The 18509-nt window shown below is 61.5% G+C and carries 16 protein-coding genes and 2 pseudogenes; 8 read left to right on the forward strand and 10 right to left on the reverse strand.

Translation table 11 applies throughout. The features are described 5' to 3' along the window. Positions 1-27: 27 nt before the first annotated feature. Positions 28-996, reverse strand: a complete 969-nt coding sequence (locus tag OZ428_RS13215) for a hydroxyacid dehydrogenase (RefSeq protein ID WP_269133657.1) — start codon at positions 994-996, stop codon at positions 28-30. 274 nt (positions 997-1270) lie between these two features. Here OZ428_RS13215 and OZ428_RS13220 point away from each other — a divergent pair, with 274 nt between their 5' ends. Next, positions 1271-1945 carry an RraA family protein gene (locus OZ428_RS13220; protein WP_177114722.1) on the forward strand — a complete coding sequence of 225 codons (675 nt, stop codon included), beginning with the start codon at positions 1271-1273 and terminating at the stop codon, positions 1943-1945. Then, a complete protein-coding gene (locus OZ428_RS13225; protein ID WP_442964824.1) occupies positions 1942-3162 on the forward strand; it encodes an MFS transporter in 1221 nt (406 codons plus the stop codon). The genes OZ428_RS13220 and OZ428_RS13225 overlap by 4 nt, the downstream gene beginning before the upstream one ends. Positions 3163-3194: 32 nt before the next feature. Here the strand turns inward: OZ428_RS13225 and OZ428_RS13230 are convergent, their stop codons facing one another. Further along, complete coding sequence (locus OZ428_RS13230; RefSeq protein WP_269133658.1) at positions 3195-4085, reverse strand: proline iminopeptidase-family hydrolase; 891 nt, start codon at positions 4083-4085, stop codon at positions 3195-3197. Positions 4086-4166: 81 nt separating this feature from the next. Further along, on the reverse strand, positions 4167-4925 hold the full coding sequence (locus OZ428_RS13235; RefSeq protein WP_269133659.1) for a helix-turn-helix transcriptional regulator: 759 nt from the start codon (positions 4923-4925) through the stop codon (positions 4167-4169). Between the two features lie 139 nt (positions 4926-5064). Here OZ428_RS13235 and OZ428_RS13240 point away from each other — a divergent pair, with 139 nt between their 5' ends. Continuing rightward, complete coding sequence (locus tag OZ428_RS13240) at positions 5065-6435, forward strand: APC family permease (RefSeq protein WP_269133660.1); 1371 nt, start codon at positions 5065-5067, stop codon at positions 6433-6435. Positions 6436-6481: 46 nt separating this feature from the next. Here the strand turns inward: OZ428_RS13240 and OZ428_RS34695 are convergent. The 4 genes and pseudogenes from OZ428_RS34695 to OZ428_RS13255 form a co-directional block, all read right to left on the reverse strand. Further along, positions 6482-7018: pseudogene (locus OZ428_RS34695) on the reverse strand (methyl-accepting chemotaxis protein); the annotation flags it as partial. A 327-nt stretch (positions 7019-7345) separates the two neighbouring features. After that, positions 7346-8425, reverse strand: a pseudogene (locus OZ428_RS34700) (cache domain-containing protein); the annotation flags it as partial. 146 nt (positions 8426-8571) lie between these two features. Continuing rightward, positions 8572-9462, reverse strand: coding sequence for a bestrophin family protein (locus OZ428_RS13250; RefSeq protein WP_016978827.1), 891 nt, complete (start codon positions 9460-9462; stop codon positions 8572-8574). Positions 9463-9548: 86 nt separating this feature from the next. Beyond that, on the reverse strand, positions 9549-9737 hold the full coding sequence (locus OZ428_RS13255) for a hypothetical protein (RefSeq protein ID WP_269133661.1): 189 nt from the start codon (positions 9735-9737) through the stop codon (positions 9549-9551). A 374-nt stretch (positions 9738-10111) separates the two neighbouring features. Between OZ428_RS13255 and OZ428_RS13260 the strand changes: the two genes are divergently transcribed. The 3 genes from OZ428_RS13260 to OZ428_RS13270 are packed head-to-tail and all read left to right on the forward strand — an operon-like array spanning position 10112 to position 12288. Next, positions 10112-10975 (forward strand): hypothetical protein, encoded by an 864-nt coding sequence (locus OZ428_RS13260; RefSeq protein ID WP_269133662.1) that lies wholly within the window; start codon positions 10112-10114, stop codon positions 10973-10975. 26 nt (positions 10976-11001) lie between these two features. Further along, the gene (locus OZ428_RS13265; protein WP_269133663.1) at positions 11002-12042 is read left to right on the forward strand and encodes a GGDEF domain-containing protein; all 1041 of its coding nucleotides are present in this window, start codon (positions 11002-11004) and stop codon (positions 12040-12042) included. A 12-nt stretch (positions 12043-12054) separates the two neighbouring features. Further along, positions 12055-12288 carry a hypothetical protein gene (locus OZ428_RS13270; RefSeq protein WP_269133664.1) on the forward strand — a complete coding sequence of 78 codons (234 nt, stop codon included), beginning with the start codon at positions 12055-12057 and terminating at the stop codon, positions 12286-12288. On the opposite strand, the gene OZ428_RS13275 is transcribed toward OZ428_RS13270, so the two are convergent. Next, positions 12259-12570: an ArsR/SmtB family transcription factor gene (locus OZ428_RS13275; protein ID WP_269133665.1), complete on the reverse strand. Its 312-nt coding sequence runs from the start codon at positions 12568-12570 to the stop codon at positions 12259-12261. The two genes, OZ428_RS13270 and OZ428_RS13275, sit on opposite strands and share 30 nt — an antisense overlap. 78 nt (positions 12571-12648) lie before the next feature. Between OZ428_RS13275 and OZ428_RS13280 the strand changes: the two genes are divergently transcribed. Together OZ428_RS13280 and OZ428_RS13285 are read left to right on the forward strand one after the other, a co-directional pair. After that, entirely contained in the window at positions 12649-13740 is a 1092-nt protein-coding gene (locus OZ428_RS13280; protein ID WP_269133667.1) for an NADH:flavin oxidoreductase/NADH oxidase, read from the forward strand. A gap of 201 nt (positions 13741-13941) precedes the next feature. After that, a complete protein-coding gene (locus tag OZ428_RS13285) occupies positions 13942-16068 on the forward strand; it encodes a TonB-dependent siderophore receptor (RefSeq protein ID WP_269133669.1) in 2127 nt (708 codons plus the stop codon). A 36-nt stretch (positions 16069-16104) separates the two neighbouring features. Here OZ428_RS13285 and OZ428_RS13290 read toward each other — a convergent pair whose 3' ends face one another. Both OZ428_RS13290 and OZ428_RS13295 read right to left on the reverse strand, forming a co-directional pair. Then, on the reverse strand, positions 16105-17271 hold the full coding sequence (locus OZ428_RS13290) for a M20 aminoacylase family protein (RefSeq protein ID WP_269133670.1): 1167 nt from the start codon (positions 17269-17271) through the stop codon (positions 16105-16107). Next, positions 17261-18490 carry a diaminopropionate ammonia-lyase gene (locus OZ428_RS13295; RefSeq protein WP_269133671.1) on the reverse strand — a complete coding sequence of 410 codons (1230 nt, stop codon included), beginning with the start codon at positions 18488-18490 and terminating at the stop codon, positions 17261-17263. The genes OZ428_RS13290 and OZ428_RS13295 overlap by 11 nt, the downstream gene beginning before the upstream one ends. Positions 18491-18509: the final 19 nt, after the last annotated feature.

An 18509-nucleotide genomic window follows, 5' to 3' on the forward strand; every position in this document is an offset into this window, starting at 1 on the left:
GAGCCCGCGCGTAATCGGCGGGAGATGTCAGTGTGCGTAGAGATGGCGGTTGACCACCGCACGCGGCGGCGGCGCGACGCCGTCCCAGAAATCGATGATGTGTTGCAAGGCCAGCAGGCCCACGCGGTCCCGTGCTTCGGCGGTATTGGCGCCCACATGGGGAGTGGCCACCAGGGTCGGCAGGCCCCACAGCGCCGAGTCGGCGGGTGGCGGCTCGGGGTTGAAGGTGTCGAGCCCGGCGCCGGCAATCTGCCCGGTGCTCAGGGCGTGGACCAAGGCTTCGGTATCGATCAGCTCCCCGCGTGCCGTGTTGATCAGAATGCTGCCTGGGCGCATGCGCTTGAACTGCGCGGCGCCAAACAGGTTGCGGTTTTGCTCGGTCAGCGGGCAATGCAGGCTGATGATATCGCAGCTCGCCAGCAGGTCATCAATGGTGTCGACGCGTTCCACGTTCGGCAGGTCCGCCAGGTACGGATCAAACACTTTGATGGTCATGTGCAGTGGCGCCACCAGTTCCATCAGGATCCGTCCGATGGCGCCCAGGCCCACCAGACCCAGGGTCTTGCCGGACAGTTCGATGCCCACCGAAGTTGCCTTGTCCCAATGCCCGTCACGCATCCGCGCGTCGAGCAGGGCGGTCTGGCGCGCCACGCTGAACATCAATGCCAAGGCGTGTTCGGCCACCGATTGCGCGTTGGCGCCCAGGGCGATGGTCACCGGGATCTGGCGCTCGGCGGCGGCGGCGATGTCGATGGTGTCGTAGCCCACGCCGTGCTTGGCGATGATTTTCAGTGCGGCGGAGGCGTTGATCATCTCGCGGGTCAATTGGCCCTGGCGCACGATGATCGCGTCCGGTTGTTCGCGGGCAATGATCGCGATGAGTTCATCGGCCGGTGCGTAGGGCGTGGTGGGGATGATGCGCACGCCGTGGGAGGCGGCATGGGCCATGGCGTCGGCGGTCAATTCCGGGCCGGTCAGCAGGAGGGTTCGGGTCATTTCTGTGCACCTTGGTGTTTTTGTCGGTGTGCGGTAGTGGCTGGAAATTAGCATAATGAAACGGCGTTGCAATAAATAATTTTCAGTGATCGCTTAAAATCGAGCTGAATTCGTGGTTTGGCCTTGCTGTATCAAGTGTTTAGAAAGTTTATACGGGGCTTTGCCGCTCGTCATTTGGCGGGCGGCTCGGGTTTGAGTCTTGATGATTTGAATTTATGATGTTAATTTCGAAACGACGTTTCAAAACAAACAAAAATCATCAGAGGAACACCCCATGTCCATCGGATTCAGAGTGCTCAAGCAGCAACGCAAGGTCGCCGCCGAGTGGGTCGAGCGTTACCGCACCGTGCCCGTCGCCAACATCAGCGACTCCATGCACCGCATGACCGCCGGCGGTGCCAGCCTGCAACCGATGCACCGTACGGGCGTATTGGTCGGGCCGGCGCTCACCGTGAAGGCACGGCCGGGGGACAACCTGATGCTGCATCACGCGCTGGACATCGCCGAGCCTGGCGACGTGATCGTGGTGGATGCCGGCGGTGACCTGAGCAACGCGCTGATTGGCGAGATGATGGTGGCCTACGCGATCAAGAAGGGCGTGGCGGGTATTGTGATCAATGGCGCGATTCGCGACGCGGCCAGCATCGGCGCGGGGGAGTTCCCGGTGTTCGCCGCCGGTATTACCCATCGCGGCCCTTACAAGGATGGCCCTGGCGAGGTAAACGTGCCGATTGCCCTGGCCGGCATGGTGATCGAACCGGGCGACCTGGTGATCGGGGATGAGGACGGTTTGCTCTGCGTGCCGTTCGAGCAGGTCGGCGAGGTGTATGATCGCGCCTATGCCAAACATGCCGCCGAACAGAAGCAGCTGGAACAGATTGCACTGGGCGAAAACGACCGTTCCTGGGTCCTTAAATCCCTGACACAAAAGGGCTGCGAGTTTATTTGAATCCTGCGTCTACCCCCCGATGGCCCGCGCCCATCTGCGCGTTGCGCCATCGTAATTTCCAGATCTACTTTGTTGGGCAGGGCCTCTCCACCCTGGGCAAGTGGGTGCAACAGGTCGCGTTGTCGTGGCTGGCCTACCACCTGACCGGCTCGGCCGTTCTGTTGGGCGCGATTGCGTTTCTGACGCTGTTGCCGCAGCTGTTGGTCGGGCCGCTGGCGGGCGCCTGGTCCGACCGCCACGACAAGCGCCGCCTGCTGATGGCGGTGCAGGCGATACTGGCGGTGCAATCGGTGGCGCTCGCCGTGCTCACCTGGCAGCAGTGGATGGGCCGCGAAGTCATCATCGCCATGGCGCTGCTGCTGGGGTTGCTCAATGCCCTGGAAACGCCGCTGCGCCAAGCCTTGATCGCCAGTTTCGTCGATGACCCCAACGACCTGCCCAATGCCCTCGTACTGAATGCGATGCTGATCAACGCCGCGCGCTTTATCGGCCCGCCGCTGGCCGGCTTGCTGATCAACTGGAGCGGCGAGGCCGGTTGCTTTCTGCTCACCGCCATCGCCTTCGGCATGTTGCTGATCGGTCTGGGCCAGGTGAAGAGTCGCGCACAAGTGCGCGCCAAGGGCTCTACCGGGGAGATCTTCCGCGAAGGCCTGCGCTACCTGTGGGGCACATTGTCCATCCGCCGCTTGCTGATCAGTGTGGTGATGGTGAACCTGCTTGCCTCCTGCTACACGGTGCTGCTGCCGATCCTGGCCAAGCACACGTTCAGCGGCGATGCACAGACCCTGGGCTGGCTCTGGGGTGCTGCGGGCGCGGGGGCTTTTGTGGCCACGATCTTTCTTGCGTTCGCGGGCAGCACCTCGCGGTTGAGCCGTATCATCGCCATGGGCGCGGTGGTGTGTGCGGTGTCGTTGTGTGCGGTGGCGGCCAACCCGCCGCTGTGGTTTACCCTGGTTGCGTTGGCGGGGTTGGGCTTTGGTATCACGGTGAGCAATGTCAGCAGCAACATGACGCTGCAAAGCGCCGCGCCCGAAGCCTTGCGGGGCAGGGTGATCGCGTTCTACATCGCCATGCGTTTCGGCTTTGAAGCCATCGGCGGGTTACTCGCCGGTCTGTTGGCGGCGGCGCTGAGCGTGCAATGGACCCTGCTGCTGGCCGGCGGTTTGCTCGGGCTTTATCAGTTGGCGAGTTGGCAGGTCAGCCGCCGGCGCGGTTGAAAGCACCGACGGCCCACGGCTTGACCCGGCCGCTAGCTCAGTCGCTGTTCCAGAAACCGCTCCACACACGCCATGCACGCGTCACGTTCTTCCACGTGGGGCATGTGGCTGGATTGCTCGAAAATCTGCCATTGCACATCCGCAATACCGTCGGCGAACGGCTGCACCGTCGCGGGCGTGGCCTCATCGTAGCGGCCGGAAATCAACAGCGTCGGCACTTGGATGCGCGACAGGCGATCGATGATCGTCCAGTCACGCATGCTGCCGATCACATGGAATTCGGTGGGGCCGTTCATGGCGTGATACACCGTGGGGTCGGCGTCGATGGCGGCGAAGGTGCGCGCGACTTCGGCGGGCATCGGTTGGACGCGGCATACATGGCGCGCGTAGAACACGTCCGAGGCTGCGCGGTATTCGGCGCTGTCGGTAGTGCCTGCTCTCTCATGTTGCAGCAACGTGGCCTGCACCTCGGCGGGCAACGCCTGGCGTAATTCATTCGCCGCCTCGGACCACAACGCCATGGACGCCGGCGAGTTGGCGATGATCAGCGCCTTGAGGCCGCCCGGCTGGCGCACCGCATGCTCGGCGCCGAGGATGCCGCCCCAGGATTGGCCGAGCAGGGCGTAATCGCGGATGCCCAAGTGGGCGATCAGGTTGTTCAGTTCAGCGAGGAACAGGTCGACCGCCCAGTATTCGCTGGGGGCATCCGGCAGGTGAGTCGAGCGACCATTGCCGATCTGGTCGTAGTGCACCACCGCCCGGCCGGTGGCGGCCAAATCCTTGAAACTGTCGACGTAGTCGTGGGTGCAGCCGGGGCCGCCATGGGCGACGATCAGGGGCAGGCGCCCCGAGTCCAGATCGCCGGTGACTCGGAACCATGTCCGGTGGCCACGGAAATCGGCATAACCTTCGCGAACCTGCATGCTGTGTACCTCCTTGGGGATCAATGAGGTACAGGCTAGCCAATGCGTGCCGTCAGTGGCACTGGCAAAAATGCTAGGTTCTCAGACTTCCACCAGCCGGTAATGCAGGCCGCGCACGACCGCTTCCACACGGTTGCGCGCGCCCAGTTTGCGCGCGGCGCCGACCAGGTGCAGGTTGACCGTGGCCTGGGAGCGGTTGAGGGTGGCGGCAATGCCTTTGGCGGTCAGCCCCTTGGCCGAATGTTGCAGGCACTCGCGTTCGCGGCGGGTGAGGTGGATGTGCGTGCAGCAGCGCTCGGCCGGCGCCAGTAACTCGCTGGCCCTGGCCTGGAAGGCGTGGGCCAGCACCAGCATCTCGCCAAGGTTGTGCTGGGCTTGCTGCTCGGCGCCGTCCGGCGTGCCGTCGACAATCGCTGTCAGCGTGGCGAAGCCGCCATCGGGCAAGTGCAGCGGCACGGTCAAGCCGGTGCTCAGGCCGTAGTCGCGAATGTAGTGAGCCACTGGACGATGGGCCTCGGTGAGGGCGCCGTTCCAGTGCGTGTCCGTGCCAAATGACCAGACAAATGGCGTGGTGCGGCGTGCCGCGCATTGCTGCACCGGATCGATCTGGTAATAGCCGCGCTCGCACCACAGGGCGTGCATGTCCGTCGGGGCATTCAGTGTCTTGAACACCGACGGTGTGATCAGCGCGCCTTCATGGCTGACCGGCACGGGAGCATAGTCGTAGATCAGCGTCTTGAAACCCAGTGAGTTAGTGGCGGCCTGAACCTCGGCCAGGCACGCATCCAGCGTCGTGGTGTGGGCGAGTTGCTCGCTGAATCGCATCAGGTCGGTGTGCATGGCGCCTCCGGGCGTGGGGTTGCGCGGTTTTTCAAGCAAACAGTCTGCCAAGGCCAAAACCTAGTATTTTTCAGGATAGAGCTGCCGGCCTGTACCGCCCTAGAGTGAGGCTTCTGTTCAACCCTTGCGGAGCGTCATCATGATCGATCCTTCCACCCCCGGTGACAGCGCGCAGCTGGCGCGTTTCGGATATACCCAACAACTCAAGCGCCAGCTCAGCCTGGGTGACCTGCTGATCTACGGCATGGTGTTCATGGTGCCGCTGGCGCCGTTCTCGATCTTTGGCGGGGTGTTTGACGCCAGCCACGGCATGGTCCCGCTGACCTACCTGATCGGCTTTGTCGCCATGCTGTTCACCGCCATCAGTTACCAGCAGATGTCCCATGCGTTCCCGGTGGCGGGTTCGGTGTATGCCTACGTCGGGCGTGGGCTGAACAGCCAGTTGGGATTCCTGGCGGGCTGGGCGATCCTGCTTGACTACCTGCTGGTGCCCACCTTGCTCTACGTGATCGGCGCCAATGCCATGGCCAACGTGATCCCCGCCGTGCCACAGCCGCTGTGGATCGTGTTTTTCGTGGTGCTCAACACCCTGGTCAACCTGCGCGGTATCCAGACCACCGCCCGCGCCAACCGCTTGTTCCTCTACGGGCAACTGGTGGTGCTGGTGGTGTTCGTGGTGCTGGCGAGTATCGCGATCAGCAACGGCGTGAATGGCGCCAGCTGGACCATGAAGCCGCTGTACAACCCGAACGAGTTTTCTCTGCCGCTGATCTTCAGCGCGTTGTCGGTGGCGGTGCTGTCGTTCCTGGGCTTCGATGCGATCTCCACCTTGTCGGAAGAAACCCGTGGCGGCAGCCGCGCGGTGGGACGTGCGACCTTATGGGCATTGGCGCTGGTGGCGGCGTTGTTCATGGTGCAGACCTGGCTGGCGGCGCTGTTGCAGCCCAATCTGGTGCAGTACCCGGATGCCGATGCGTCGAACAACGCTTTCTATGAAATCGGCCGCCTGGTGGCCGGGCCCTGGTTGCAAGTGGTGATCGCCCTGGCCGTGGCCATCGGCGCAGCCATCGCCAACTCTTTGGTGGCCCAGGCTGCCACCTCGCGCCTGTTATTCGCCATGGCTCGGGACCGCCAATTGCCGCAGTTTCTCAGCCAGGTGCACCCCGTCACCGGCGTGCCGCAGCGCGCGACATTGCTGGTTGCGGGCTTGAGCCTGGTGCTGGGTCTGTTCTTCGTGGGGCAGATCAACCTGCTGGCGTCGATGTGCAACTTTGGTGCGCTCACCGCGTTTTTGCTGCTCCATGTGGCCGTGGCCTGGCACTACCGCAGCGCCGGTCGCCGGCTGGTGCACGGGCTGGTGCCACTGATCGGCTTTGTGATCATCAGCTACGTGCTGGTCAATTCCGACAGCTATGCCAAGGTCGGCGGCACGTGCTGGATCGCGCTGGGGATTGCCGTGCTGGTGTTTTTCAAGGCCACCGGGCGTTCGACGGAGCTTCAGGTGGGTTGAGCCATTACCTGTAGAAGCCGGCAAGCCGGCTCCTACAGAGGAAGGGTTAGAACTTGAACCGACCCACCAAGCCCTTGAGCTGACCCGAAATATCCGTCAACCGACCTGACCCGGTCTGCGCCGAGTGGGCGAAGCCTTCGACCAGCTGCGCGTCGGCATGGATTTGCGCGATGTGTCGGTTGATCTCTTCGGCCACCTGGTGCTGTTCCTCGGCGGCGGTGGCGATCTGGGTGTTCTGGTCGCGGATCGAGTCCACCGAACCGCGGATCTTGTCGAAGCTGTCGCGGGCCTGCTGGATACGTTCCACGCTGGTGTGGGACACCAGCAGGCTACCTTGCATCTGTTGCGTCACTTCTTGGGTGCGGCGGGCGAGGTTGCCGAGCAGGCTGTCGATCTCGCCAGTGGAGTCGGCGGTGCGGCGGGCGAGGGCGCGGACCTCGTCGGCGACCACCGCGAAACCTCGGCCTTGATCCCCGGCACGGGCGGCCTCGATGGCCGCGTTCAGCGCCAACAGGTTGGTCTGCTCGGCAATCGAACGGATGGTGTCGAGGATGGTGTTGATGTTCTTGCTGTCCTGCTCCAGCAACTGCATGGTCTGGGTCGACTTCTGCAGGTCTTCGCTGAGCTTGAGCACGCTGCCGGTGGCTTCACCGATATGGTGCTGGCCGTCGTGCACATCGCGGTAGCCCTCGTCGGCACTGGTGGCGGCGGCGCTGCAGGAGCGCGCGACTTCGTTGGCGGTGGCGACCATTTCGTTGAACGCCGTGCTCACCAGTTCCACGGCTTCACGCTGGCGGCCGGCGGCCTGGTTCATGTTGTTGGCGACTTGGCTGGTGTCGGCGGCGGCGGTCTGCAGGTCCGACGAGGCGTTGCCGATTCGCTGCACCAACTGGGCGATCATGCTCAGGAACTGGTTGAACCAGCCGGCCAGGCTGGCGGTTTCGTCCTTGCCTTGCACCTTGAGCTGGCGGGTCAGGTCGCCTTCACCTTCGGCGATCTCTTGCAGGCCGTCGGCCACGCCGCGAATCGGCCGTACGATGACGCTGGCAAAGCTGGCGCCGACCACCGCGAATACCAACGCCAATACCGCAGCGATGGCCGCGATCAACCAGGTCAGGCGGGTGGCGCCGGCCATGACTTCGTCGCGCTTGATCAGGCCGATAAAACGCCAGCCCAGGTCTTTGGAACTGACCATATTGGCCATGTAGGCCACGCCATCGATCTCGATCTGGGTCACGCCGTCGCCGCGCTTGGCCAGTTCGGCGTAGTTCGGGCCCAGGTCAGCCAGGGGCTTGAAGTTGTGCTTGGCATCGCTGGGGTCCACCAGCACGTTGCCGTTGCCTTCCACCAGCATCAAGTAGCCGCTGTCGCCGAGCTTGATGTTGCGCACCAGTTCGGTGAGCTGCTTGAGCGACACGTCCAGGCCGACCACGCCAAGGATATTGCCGCTGGCATCGGCGACGGTGTGCACGGTGCCGATCAGCGTCACATCGTCCGGCGCCCAATAGTAGGCGCCAGTGCGCACGGTTTTGCCCGGTGCGGCGATGGCCGCCTGATACCAGGGGCGTACGCGCGGGTCGTAGTTGTTGAGTTTGGTGTCGTCGGGCCAACTGGCGTAGCCGCCGTCTTTCAAGCCCAGGGACAGGTAAGCGGTGCTCGGATGGCTCTTGGCGAACTGGTCGAAAATCTCCAGCAGCTCTTTATTGGTGGGGGTGAGGGGGATTTGTGCGGCGTCGGCGCCGGCGTAGCTCTTGAGGTCCTTGGCCGCGACAACGCGCGGGTCCTTGGCCACATAGTCGACGTTCTGGCTGATGCCGTCGAAGAACTGCTTCATGCCATTGTCGATCTGGCGGATCTCACGGCCGCTGCTGTCGAGGAAATTGGCCTGGGCCCCCTCACGCAGATTCAGCACAACCAGTACCGCGACCAAAATAACCGGGACGCACGCGATGGCGGCAAACGCCCAGGTCAGCTTTTGCTTGATATTCATGACTTCACCCGCGGGTATTTATAATTTTTGGCAAGGAGAAAACAGTGGCGTCGAGCGTCGCATGTGTTGTTTTGAGGGAGGTGTGGCCCATGCGTACTCCCTGTGTATCGACTGCGGGAGCACGCACTTGAGGGCCAAAGGAGGGTTTAACCGATGCGCTCGCCACCCAGCGCATCACGCTGCATCGACTGCAGGTTTTTCTCGATGGTTTCGCAGATGGTTTCCATCTGGATCTGGTGTTCGCTGGAGTTGAACGGGCTTTGCAGGTCGGTGCCGATGCGCTCGATGGCCAGCAGCATGAAACCCACCACCGTCGAGGCCAGCGGGGTGAACCAACCCAGGGATTCCACCAGGCCCACTGGCACGATCAGGCAGAACAACGAGATAAACAAGCGCGGGAAATACACGTAGGGGTAGGGCAGCGGGGTATTGGCAATCCGCTCCATACCGCCCTGGGCGTTGGACAAGTCCACCAGGGTCGACTCCAGCCGCGCCAGGCGGATGCTGTCCAGATGACCGGCTTTATATTCTTTGGCGAGCAGTGCGGCCGAGCCGGTGAGGATGTCATTGGCGAAGTTGTTGGTGGCGCCATTGCGCGCGAACTCTTCGCTGGGGATGAAGGCGCGGACTTCTTCAGGGCATGGCTGGCCCTTGAGGTGGGCGGCCAGGCAGTTTACGTACGCCACATGACGGCGCAACAGGGTGGCCTTGACCGGGTTCACTTCGCCGTCGGGGTCGTCCAGCAAGGTCAAGACCTGGCGCGCAAAGCTGCGCGAGTTATTGACCATCGCGCCCCACAGCGTGCGGGCTTCCCACCACCGATTGTAGGCGCTGCTGTTACGGAAACTGATCAGCACCACCAGCGCCGAACCCAGCAGGGTCAGGGGCATCAGCGGCAAATTGATCTTGGCGGTGAGAAACAGCATGAAGTCCACAGTGACGGCGACGTCCCACAGCAACAGCCAGAACAGCGCCCAGCCCACGTAACCCATGGTCTTGATGATCAGGCGGTACTTTTTGAGGATGGCAGCTTTCAAACGAAGACCTCGCGGCGAGCGGTAAGCAATAGTGCTTAAGCTCGGACGTGGGTTCGGGGGAAAGGTTCGGTGAGTGCCTTAAACGTTTAAGTGGCGCGAGCATCGTTGACCTCCTGGCGCAGGACCTCGAGTGCCTCCAGCACAATCTGGGCTTGCTCGATGACATTACCGGCCATCACCTCATGGCCGTGCTGCTGCAGGACTCGGGCGTTATCAGTGATTTCCTCGATCTTGGCTTCGATTGTGTCGGCAAACAGGCGGATGGATTGATGCATGACGGGTTCTCGTTCAGCAGCGGAGTTAGTTATGTGTCACGGCAATGCACATTGACTCTGATTTGTCTCGTAGTTCGATTCGGCGAAACCCTAGCGCGTTTTAAGAACAATCCCTTGGGCCATCTTTGGGAAGATTAAATATAGATGTAAGTAAATGTCACAAAGTCAAAATGGACACTTTACTGTCACAGTCTCACGTCCGAATGGAACAATTTTGGTAGCGATGATGTCCTCTTCGTTAATCGCGATACATTGCGCGTGGGCAAAACGCCAGCACTGGCAGCGTTTACGACGTGAGTTGTTGTGAGACCTGGTCGCACAGAGGCTGCGACCAAGATCAGTGAATTGAAGTCGGTTGATCAGGGCTCTATCTCATGTGCGTCAAGTCGTTAAAGTTGGCTATTATTGTGTCTGCGCAGTCGTTTGAACGTCATTCGGCATTTGAGGGGTGTATCCGAGCACACTACGCGGTGTTGTTGGATACCTATTCGAAAAGGCCGTTTTTTTATAAGAGTGCACTTAAATACAGCCGTTTGATGGTGTCTTTCGCGTTATTGAGCGAATACGCCTCCAAGCCGGTGCCTCTGCTGTCGGCGGTAAAGGCGTTTTGCCTGGCTCAGGGGTTCTGTTCGAGAAACAGCCTCGAGTCCATCTTCCTGCTGTTTCGGGCCCTGGGTTTCATGAATGTCAGCGCGCACCCGGAAGACAGTCGCTTCAGGACTTTCCAGCCATCGAACCAAGCCTGCCGGGAGGTGCGGGTGATGATGACCTCTATCACCGACCCTTTGGCGGTGCTGTGCCCTGCCCATGAAGTGTTCCGCCAGTTGCGCGAACTGGATGACCGGGCCTTCCTGGCGCTTTACTTCAAGGGCTACGCAACGCTGCTGAATAACAAGCTGGCCATCGATGGGTTGCTGCCGGAGTGTTATTGGCTGGTGAAGCGAGACGCCGGCCACATGCTGATGCTGGCGATTTACAACGATGCCTGCGGCCTGGAGGGCAATGGTGCGAGCTTCAGGTCATCTTCTTACTTGGCACTGGCTCAACAGCTGTCGGTATCCAAGACCCATGTTATCCGCCTGGTACAGGAGGGCGCCGACAGAGGCTATTTCAGAATTCACTCCAAAACCCAACTGGAAGTGCTGCCTCCGTTTATCAGCCTTGTACGGCGCTTTATGGCATTTACTTTTGCGTCCGGCCTGCACAGTGTGGAACTGAGCCTGGCCGATGAAAGATAGGCAACATTTGCGCAGGGAGTGTCAGGATGCCGGCCATTTTAAAGCTCAGACCAAGGATGCAAAGGTTATTGTCACCTTCAGTGAGGCAGGCGCAAGCTATCGGCATCGTTGCCTGGCTGGCGACATTGCTGGTTGATCCGGCCATGTCGGTTGGTCTTTGCAGTGTATTAATCACCCTCGGTCTGTGGGGGGTGTATCGGTTTCATCGTGGGGTGATGAATTTTTATCTTTGGCGTGCGTTGGGTGTCGTCTACCTTGTTCTATTATCAGCGGGATTTGCTTATGTGATTCGCTCAAATGTGCAGTTGCAGGTATTGGCGTTGCCATTGACGGTGACATTGGTCGTCAGTAGTTCGATTCTATTTGTCAGCGTCCAAGACTATTTGCTAAGTGCGACGTTAGTCTGGTTAGTGATGTGGGCACCCATACAAGCAAGCTTAGTGAATGGGCTGGACGTTTATTTGTTGATCTTTTGCGCATCGTCATTGTCGATTGGCTTTGTCTTGAATTTTTCTTATTTAAAGAACTTGCGTTCGGTGCTGTTAGTCGAGAGTGAGTTTCGGCAATTGGCGCAGACTGATTACTTGACGTCGATCTTGAATCGACGTGCTTTTATGGAAGCCTTCACCCAGTTGATCGCTGCCGAAGAAAGCGGCTATTTCATAATGTTGGATATCGACAGTTTCAAGTTGAAAAATGATCAGTTTGGCCACGACGTGGGCGACAGGATTCTCTGTGCCATGGCCGATTGCCTTAAATCCACCCCGGGCAGCCACAGCTTCGGCCGCATAGGTGGGGAAGAATTTGGCGTCCTGGTGGTGGGAGATGATCTTCACGTCGCAACCGATTTTGCGCTGCGTCTGCTACAGGGGATCCGGGGCAGCGTTGCACCGCCCCATCACTACACCTGCAGCGCGGGCATGGCGCGTTTTGCGGCAGGCGCCGATATGTCTGCGGTACTCAAGGTTGCTGACCGGAACCTGTACGCAGCCAAGCGAAATGGCAAGGACTGCGTGTATCTGGAGGGTGAGCCTGTGTGGCCGCGTTTGTTTGTGGCAACTGAATAAGCGAGGGGACGTATGAAGATTGAGTTGGAAGATGTGGACTCACCCAAGGGTTGCCTGCTACGCCTGGGTGACCTGAGCATGCGGTTCAATACACGCCAGGAAGCGCAGCGATTTGTCGATCAACTGCAAGGGCGCATTGGCGCAATGAAATTTGACAGCGCGCCGAGCCGGGAGGCTGTGCAGGGCGAGGTTGATCGTGCCAGTCTGAATCTTGATTCAACGCTGGGCGAGGACGCATTGGAGTAAACCGGGAAAGCGGCCCTCCAGATCCTCCGCACGCAACGCATTCAGATGAGTGGTCCCCACGCTGCGGGTCTGCACCAACCCGGCATCGCGCAACACGCGAAAGTGATGGGACATGCTCGATTTGGGCCGCCCGCCGTCCAACTCGCCGCAGGTGGCTTCAGGCACGCCGGCCAGGCAGCGCACGATTTCCAGACGCACCGGATCGCTCAGGGCGTACAGCACGCGTTCGAGGGTCAGGTCTTGAAGGGGAGGGTGTTTGAAGGCTCGCATGAAACGAATCATAACAGGGGGCTATCGTTGAATACCATAGTTCGATTACCATCGAACTATCGAATCAACCAACCACTGGCTGGAGTCAACATGTCCGCATTGTTCGAACCGTTCACACTCAAAGACGTCACCCTGCGCAATCGCATTGCCATTCCGCCGATGTGTCAGTACATGGCCGATGACGGCATCGTCAACGATTGGCACCTTGTGCACCTGGCCAGCATGGCCCGTGGCGGGGCTGGCCTGGTGGTGGTCGAAGCCACCGCTGTCGCGCCGGAAGGGCGTATCACGCCTGGCTGTGCCGGGCTCTGGAGCGACGCCCACGCCGAGGCCTTCGTGCCGATGGTGCAGGCCATCAAGGCTGCCGGTTCGGTGCCGGGCATCCAGATCGGCCATGCCGGTCGCAAGGCCAGCGCCAACCGCCCGTGGGAAGGTGACGACCATATGGCCGCGTCCGATGCGCGCCGCTGGGAAACCCTCGCACCGTCGGCCATCGCCTTCGGCGCCAACCTGCCGCAAGTGCCGCGCGCCATGTCTCTGGACGACATCGCCCGTGTGCGCCAGGACTTCGTCGACGCCGCCCGCCGTGCCCGCGACGCCGGTTTCGAGTGGATCGAACTGCACTTCGCCCACGGCTACCTGGGCCAGAGCTTCTTCTCCGAGCACTCCAACCAACGCACCGACGCCTATGGCGGCAGCTTCGACAACCGCAGCCGTTTCCTCCTGGAAACCCTGGCCGCCGTGCGCGAAGTGTGGCCGGAAAACCTGCCGCTCACCGCGCGTTTCGGTGTGATCGAATACGACGGTCGCGACGAGCAGACCCTCACCGAATCCATCGAACTGGCCCGTCGTTTCAAGGCCGGTGGCCTGGACCTGCTGAGTGTCAGCGTCGGCTTCACCATCCCAGACACCAACATCCCGTGGGGTCCGGCGTTCATGGGCCCGATCGCTGAGCGCGTGCGTCGTGAAGCCGGCATTCCGGTGACATCGGCCTGGGGCTTTGGCACGCCGCAACTGGCGGAAGGTGCGTTGCAGGCCGGACATCTGGACCTGGTCTCGGTGGGGCGTGCGCATCTGGCGGATCCGCATTGGGCGTACTTTGCGGCCAAGGAGCTGGGCGTCGAGAAGTCGTCGTGGACCTTGCCTGCACCTTATGCGCATTGGTTGGAACGTTATCGCTGAGGCGGTAAGGGCGTGACAGAAGCCACTCGTGAGAGTGGCTTTTTTTTTGCGCGGGTTTTGCCGTGCGTTGATACGAAGCGGTTACTCGATAAGTCGTTAATGAGAATAGATGCCAAACGTTAATGATTTGACATATCATGCGACGCATAATAATTGGCAGATATGCCGTCCCATCTGGCTCTTTCACTAGGTTTATCCTTCATGCGTCGTACCCTGCTTTCCGTGTGTGTGCTTCAGGCGTTTTCCCCGTTGAGCTGGGCCGAGGTCGAGCCGCTTGAAAAAGCCGCGATCGAGCTGCAAACCACCAGCATTACGGGCGCGGCCGACTACGAAACCGCCCAGGGTCCGGTGCAGGGCTACCATGCCACCCGCTCGGCAAGTGCGACGCGCACTGATACCTCGATTCACGAAACCCCGCAGTCCATCAGCGTGGTGTCCAAGGCGGTGGTCGAGGACATCGGCGCCACCCGCTTGCAGGACGCGCTGGACTACGCCGGCGGCGTCGGCCGTGCCAACAACTTCGGCGGGCAGGGGCTCACCACCTTCACCGTGCGCGGTTTTACCACCGGCGAGTTCTACCGCAATGGTTTCCCGATCAATCGCGGCTACCCGAACATGCCCGACGCCAACACCATCGAGCGCCTGGAGGTGCTGCGCGGCCCGGCGACCATGCTCTACGGCCGTGGCGATCCCGGTGGCACCTTCAACGTGGTCTCCAAGCAACCGCTGGCCGAGCCGACAGTGACCCTCGGCAGCCAACTGGATGACCAGGGCATGCAGCGCGCCACCCTCGACGCGTCCGGCCCGCTGGATGAGGACGGCCGCCTGGCCTATCGCCTGAACGTGGTGGGCGAGGGCGGCGACACCTTCCGTGATCACGTGGAAACCGAGCGCTACGGCGTGACCCCGGTGATTACCTGGCAGGCCACCGACGACACCAAGGTGATCTTCGAAGGTGACTTCATGCGCAACAATCACCCGCTGGACCGTGGCTTGACGCGTTACCCCAATCAAAAAGGCACGCCTTCGCGCGACACCTTCTGGGGTGAAAAAGACGCCGGCAAACTGCACAACGACAACAGCATGGCGCAATTGCGTTTCGAGCACCTGCTCAACGAAAACTGGACCCTGGGCGGCGGTTTCCAGTGGCTCGACGGCACCCTGCAAGGCAATGCCATCGAAGCCAACGGCTTGGCCGCTGACGGTCGCACCCTGGGCCGCAACTTCAACTACCGCAAGCTGGAGTGGACCGACAAGGACACCCAACTCAACCTCACCGGGCATTTCTCCACCGGCGGTTTCGACCACACGCTGCTGACCGGCGTCGAGTTCGAAGACTACAACTACAAGTCGATCATCCAGCGTTCCAGCGGCGCGGTGGGTGCCTACCCCATCGACATCTTCAACCCGGTCTACGGCCAGCCGCGCCCGGCGCTCACACGCACGCCGACCCACGACAAGGAAAACCTCAAGACCTACGCCGCCTTCGTCCAGGACCAGGTCGCCCTGACCGAGCGCCTCAAAGTGCTGGCCGGTGCCCGCTTCGAGCGCTTCGAACATGACTACCACACCTATGTGCCAGGCGGTAAAAGCTGGGAAGCCAGCGATAACGCGGTCACCCCGCGCATGGGCGTGATCTACGACCTCACCGACACCGTCGCGGTGTATGCGGACGCAGCCCGTTCGTTCAAGCCCAACACCGGTGCCAGCCGCCAGGGGGGTGGTTTTGAGCCGGAGAAAGGCAAGTCCTACGAGATGGGCATCAAGTGGGAAGCCCTGGATCGCCAACTGAGTGTCGACGCGGCGATCTACCAGATCGAGAAGAAAAACGTGCTCACCACCGACCCGCTGGACTCAACCTTCAGTGTCGCCGCCGGCCAGGTGCGCAGCCGAGGTTTGGACCTCAACATCGCCGGCAACATCACCCCGCAATGGCGTGTGATTGGCGGCTATGCCTACGTGGACGCCGAAGTCACCAAGGACAACACCCTGCACACCGGTACCCGCTTGCTGAACATTCCGCGCAACAGCTTCAGCCTGCTCAACGTCTACGAATTCCAGGACGGCGCACTCAAGGGCCTGGGCCTGGGGGCGGGCGGCAAATACGTGGATGAGCGCGCGGGGCAGACCTCCAACACTGCGTTCTCGATGGATGCCTACACCGTGGTCGACCTGCTCAGCTACTACAAGGTCAACGACAAGATCCGCCTGAACCTGGACGTGAAGAACCTGTTCAACCGCGACTATGAAGAAGGCGCGTTCGGCAACGTGTATGCGTATCCGGGTGAGCCGCGCACGGTGCAGGTGGGGATCGCCTACACCCTGTAAAAAAACGGGGAAGAGCGGGGCGCTCTTCCCTCGATTTCACGACGCCAATGCCGCCACCGCCACCTGCGCGAAATACTGCGCGCCCGTCTCTAGCACCTGGTCGTTGAAGTCATACCGCGCGTTGTGCAGTGGCGTGCCGCCTTCGCCAGCCTGTTCCCCGTTGCCAATGAACACAAAGTTGCCCGGCACCCCTTGCAGGAACGCACCGAAGTCTTCGGAAATCATCATCGGTTGAACCTCCGGGTTCACCCGTTCAGCCCCCACCACCGCCGTCGCTGCAGCAACGGCAATCGCTGTGCAGTGTGCCCAGTTCACGGTGGGGGCGAACTCATGGGTGTACTCGAATTCACACGATGCCCCGTGCAACCGGCAGATACCTTCGCTGATTTCGCGCATGCGCTTGGCGAGCATGGCCTGCACTTCGGGCGCGTAGCTGCGCGTATCACCCTTGATCACCACGTGGGTGGGAATCGCGTTGCGGATACCGTCGGTGATGAACTCCGTGCAGGAAATCACGGCCGGCACGCTCGGATCGAGGTTACGCGAGATGATGGTTTGCAGGGCCAGCACCACCTCGGCGGCAATCACGATCGGGTCGACACCCATGTGCGGGCGGGCCGCGTGGGTGCCGGTGCCGGTGATGCGGATCACGAAGTTGTCTTCGCTGGCCATGATTGCGCCGCTGCGTGTGGCGATGCTACCCGCGGGCAGGCCCGGCATGTTGTGCGCGCCGTAAATCGCGTCCACCGGAAAACGTTCGAACAGGCCGTCGGCGATCATGGCCTTGGCGCCGCAGCCGTGTTCTTCGGCCGGCTGGAAGATAAACCGCACGGTGCCATTGAAGTTGCGGCGCTCGGTGAGCAGCTTGGCGGCGCCCAGTACCATCGACATATGCCCGTCGTGCCCGCAGGCGTGCATCTTGCCGGCAGTGACCGAAGCGTGTGCGCGGTCCGGTGCGTTTTCGTGGATATGCAGCGCATCCATGTCTGCGCGCACGCCGACCGTGGCCGGGCTGTCCCCCAGCGTCAGGCTGGCGACCAGGCCGGTGCCGCCGATACCACGGTGTACTTCCAGGCCCATCGCCGTCAGGGCATTGGCAATGTAGTCGGCGGTCTGCACCTCTTCAAAACCGACTTCCGGATGTTGGTGCAAGTGGTGGCGCCAGCGCACCAGTTGCTGCTCAAAGGCAGTGTCATTGCTCACGGGAAACCTCCTGGGTCAGCCAATCGTGTTGGCGGGCGAGCACCGACGGCGCGGTTTCTCCCACCAACTCTGCGTAGACGGTGGGCGCAGTGGCCCCTTCGGTATTGATGATCAGCACACGGGCGTGGGGTCCCAGGCCGATTTGCTGCGCGGCGTTCGGGTCGTTCGCCAACTGCTGCAAGGCCGCCAGCCCGGCCACGCCCGACTCGCCGGCCAGGATCGGGATATCCGTCGTGCTGCCTCGCGCCAAGGAGCCCATGGCCGACACGGCAGCGTCATCGCTGATGGTCATGAAAAAGTCGATGCACGGCGCCAGAAAGCGCCAGGCCAACGGCGAGGTCTCACCGCAGGCCAGGCCGGCCATCACCGAGTCGACTGAACCGGTGGCGCTCGCCGGACGCCCTTGCAATGCGCTTTGATACAGGCAATCGGCTTGCTCCGGCTCGACCATCACAAACACCGGGCGCTGCGCCTGGGCGTGCTCCCACAGATAACTGCTGATACCGGCCGCCATTCCGCCCACGCCCCCTTGCAGGAACACATGGGTAAACGGCGGGGTGCCGGCGGTTTGCTCGATCAATTCGGCAACCAGCGTGCCATAGCCCTGCATCACATCACGGGGAACGGTTTCGTAGCCTTCGTAGGAAGTGTCGGAAACCACCGGCCAGCCGTGTTCCTCGGCCAGTTGCGCGGTATGCGCCACCGACTCGTCATAATTGCCTCTGATACGGATCACTCGCGCTCCGTACTCGGCAATCGACGCCTCGCGCTCCAGGCTGACATTCGCGTGCAGCACGATCACGCAACGACAGCCGACACTCTGCGCTGCCGCCGCCAAGGCGCGGCCGTGGTTGCCATCGGTGGCGCTGATCACCGTGAAATCCTGCAAACGCTGGCGGTATTGGCCGGTGATCAGGCCTTCGGGTTCGAACGCCTCCTGCGGCAGCATCCGCAGAATCAACCGGATCAACGCAATCGGCGCGCCCAGCGCCTTGAAGCTGCCCAGGGGCGAGCGGGTCGATTCATCTTTCACACAAAAGCTGCCGACGCCGAGGCGGGCGGCAACCCCTGGCAAATCCCATAGCGGCGTCGCCTGGGGGCTGAGTTGATCCCAGTGCGCCAGCCAGCGCCGAGACTGCAGGGCGGCCTCGATATTCATGACCTGTTTCAGGCTTTCCGGGTACGGGCCTCGGATGGCTCGCGGATTAACACACAACATGAAAGGCTCCTTGTTGATA

Source organism: Pseudomonas sp. GXZC (assembly GCF_026967615.1).
Taxonomy (GTDB): Bacteria; Pseudomonadota; Gammaproteobacteria; order Pseudomonadales; family Pseudomonadaceae; genus Aquipseudomonas; species Aquipseudomonas azotoformans_A.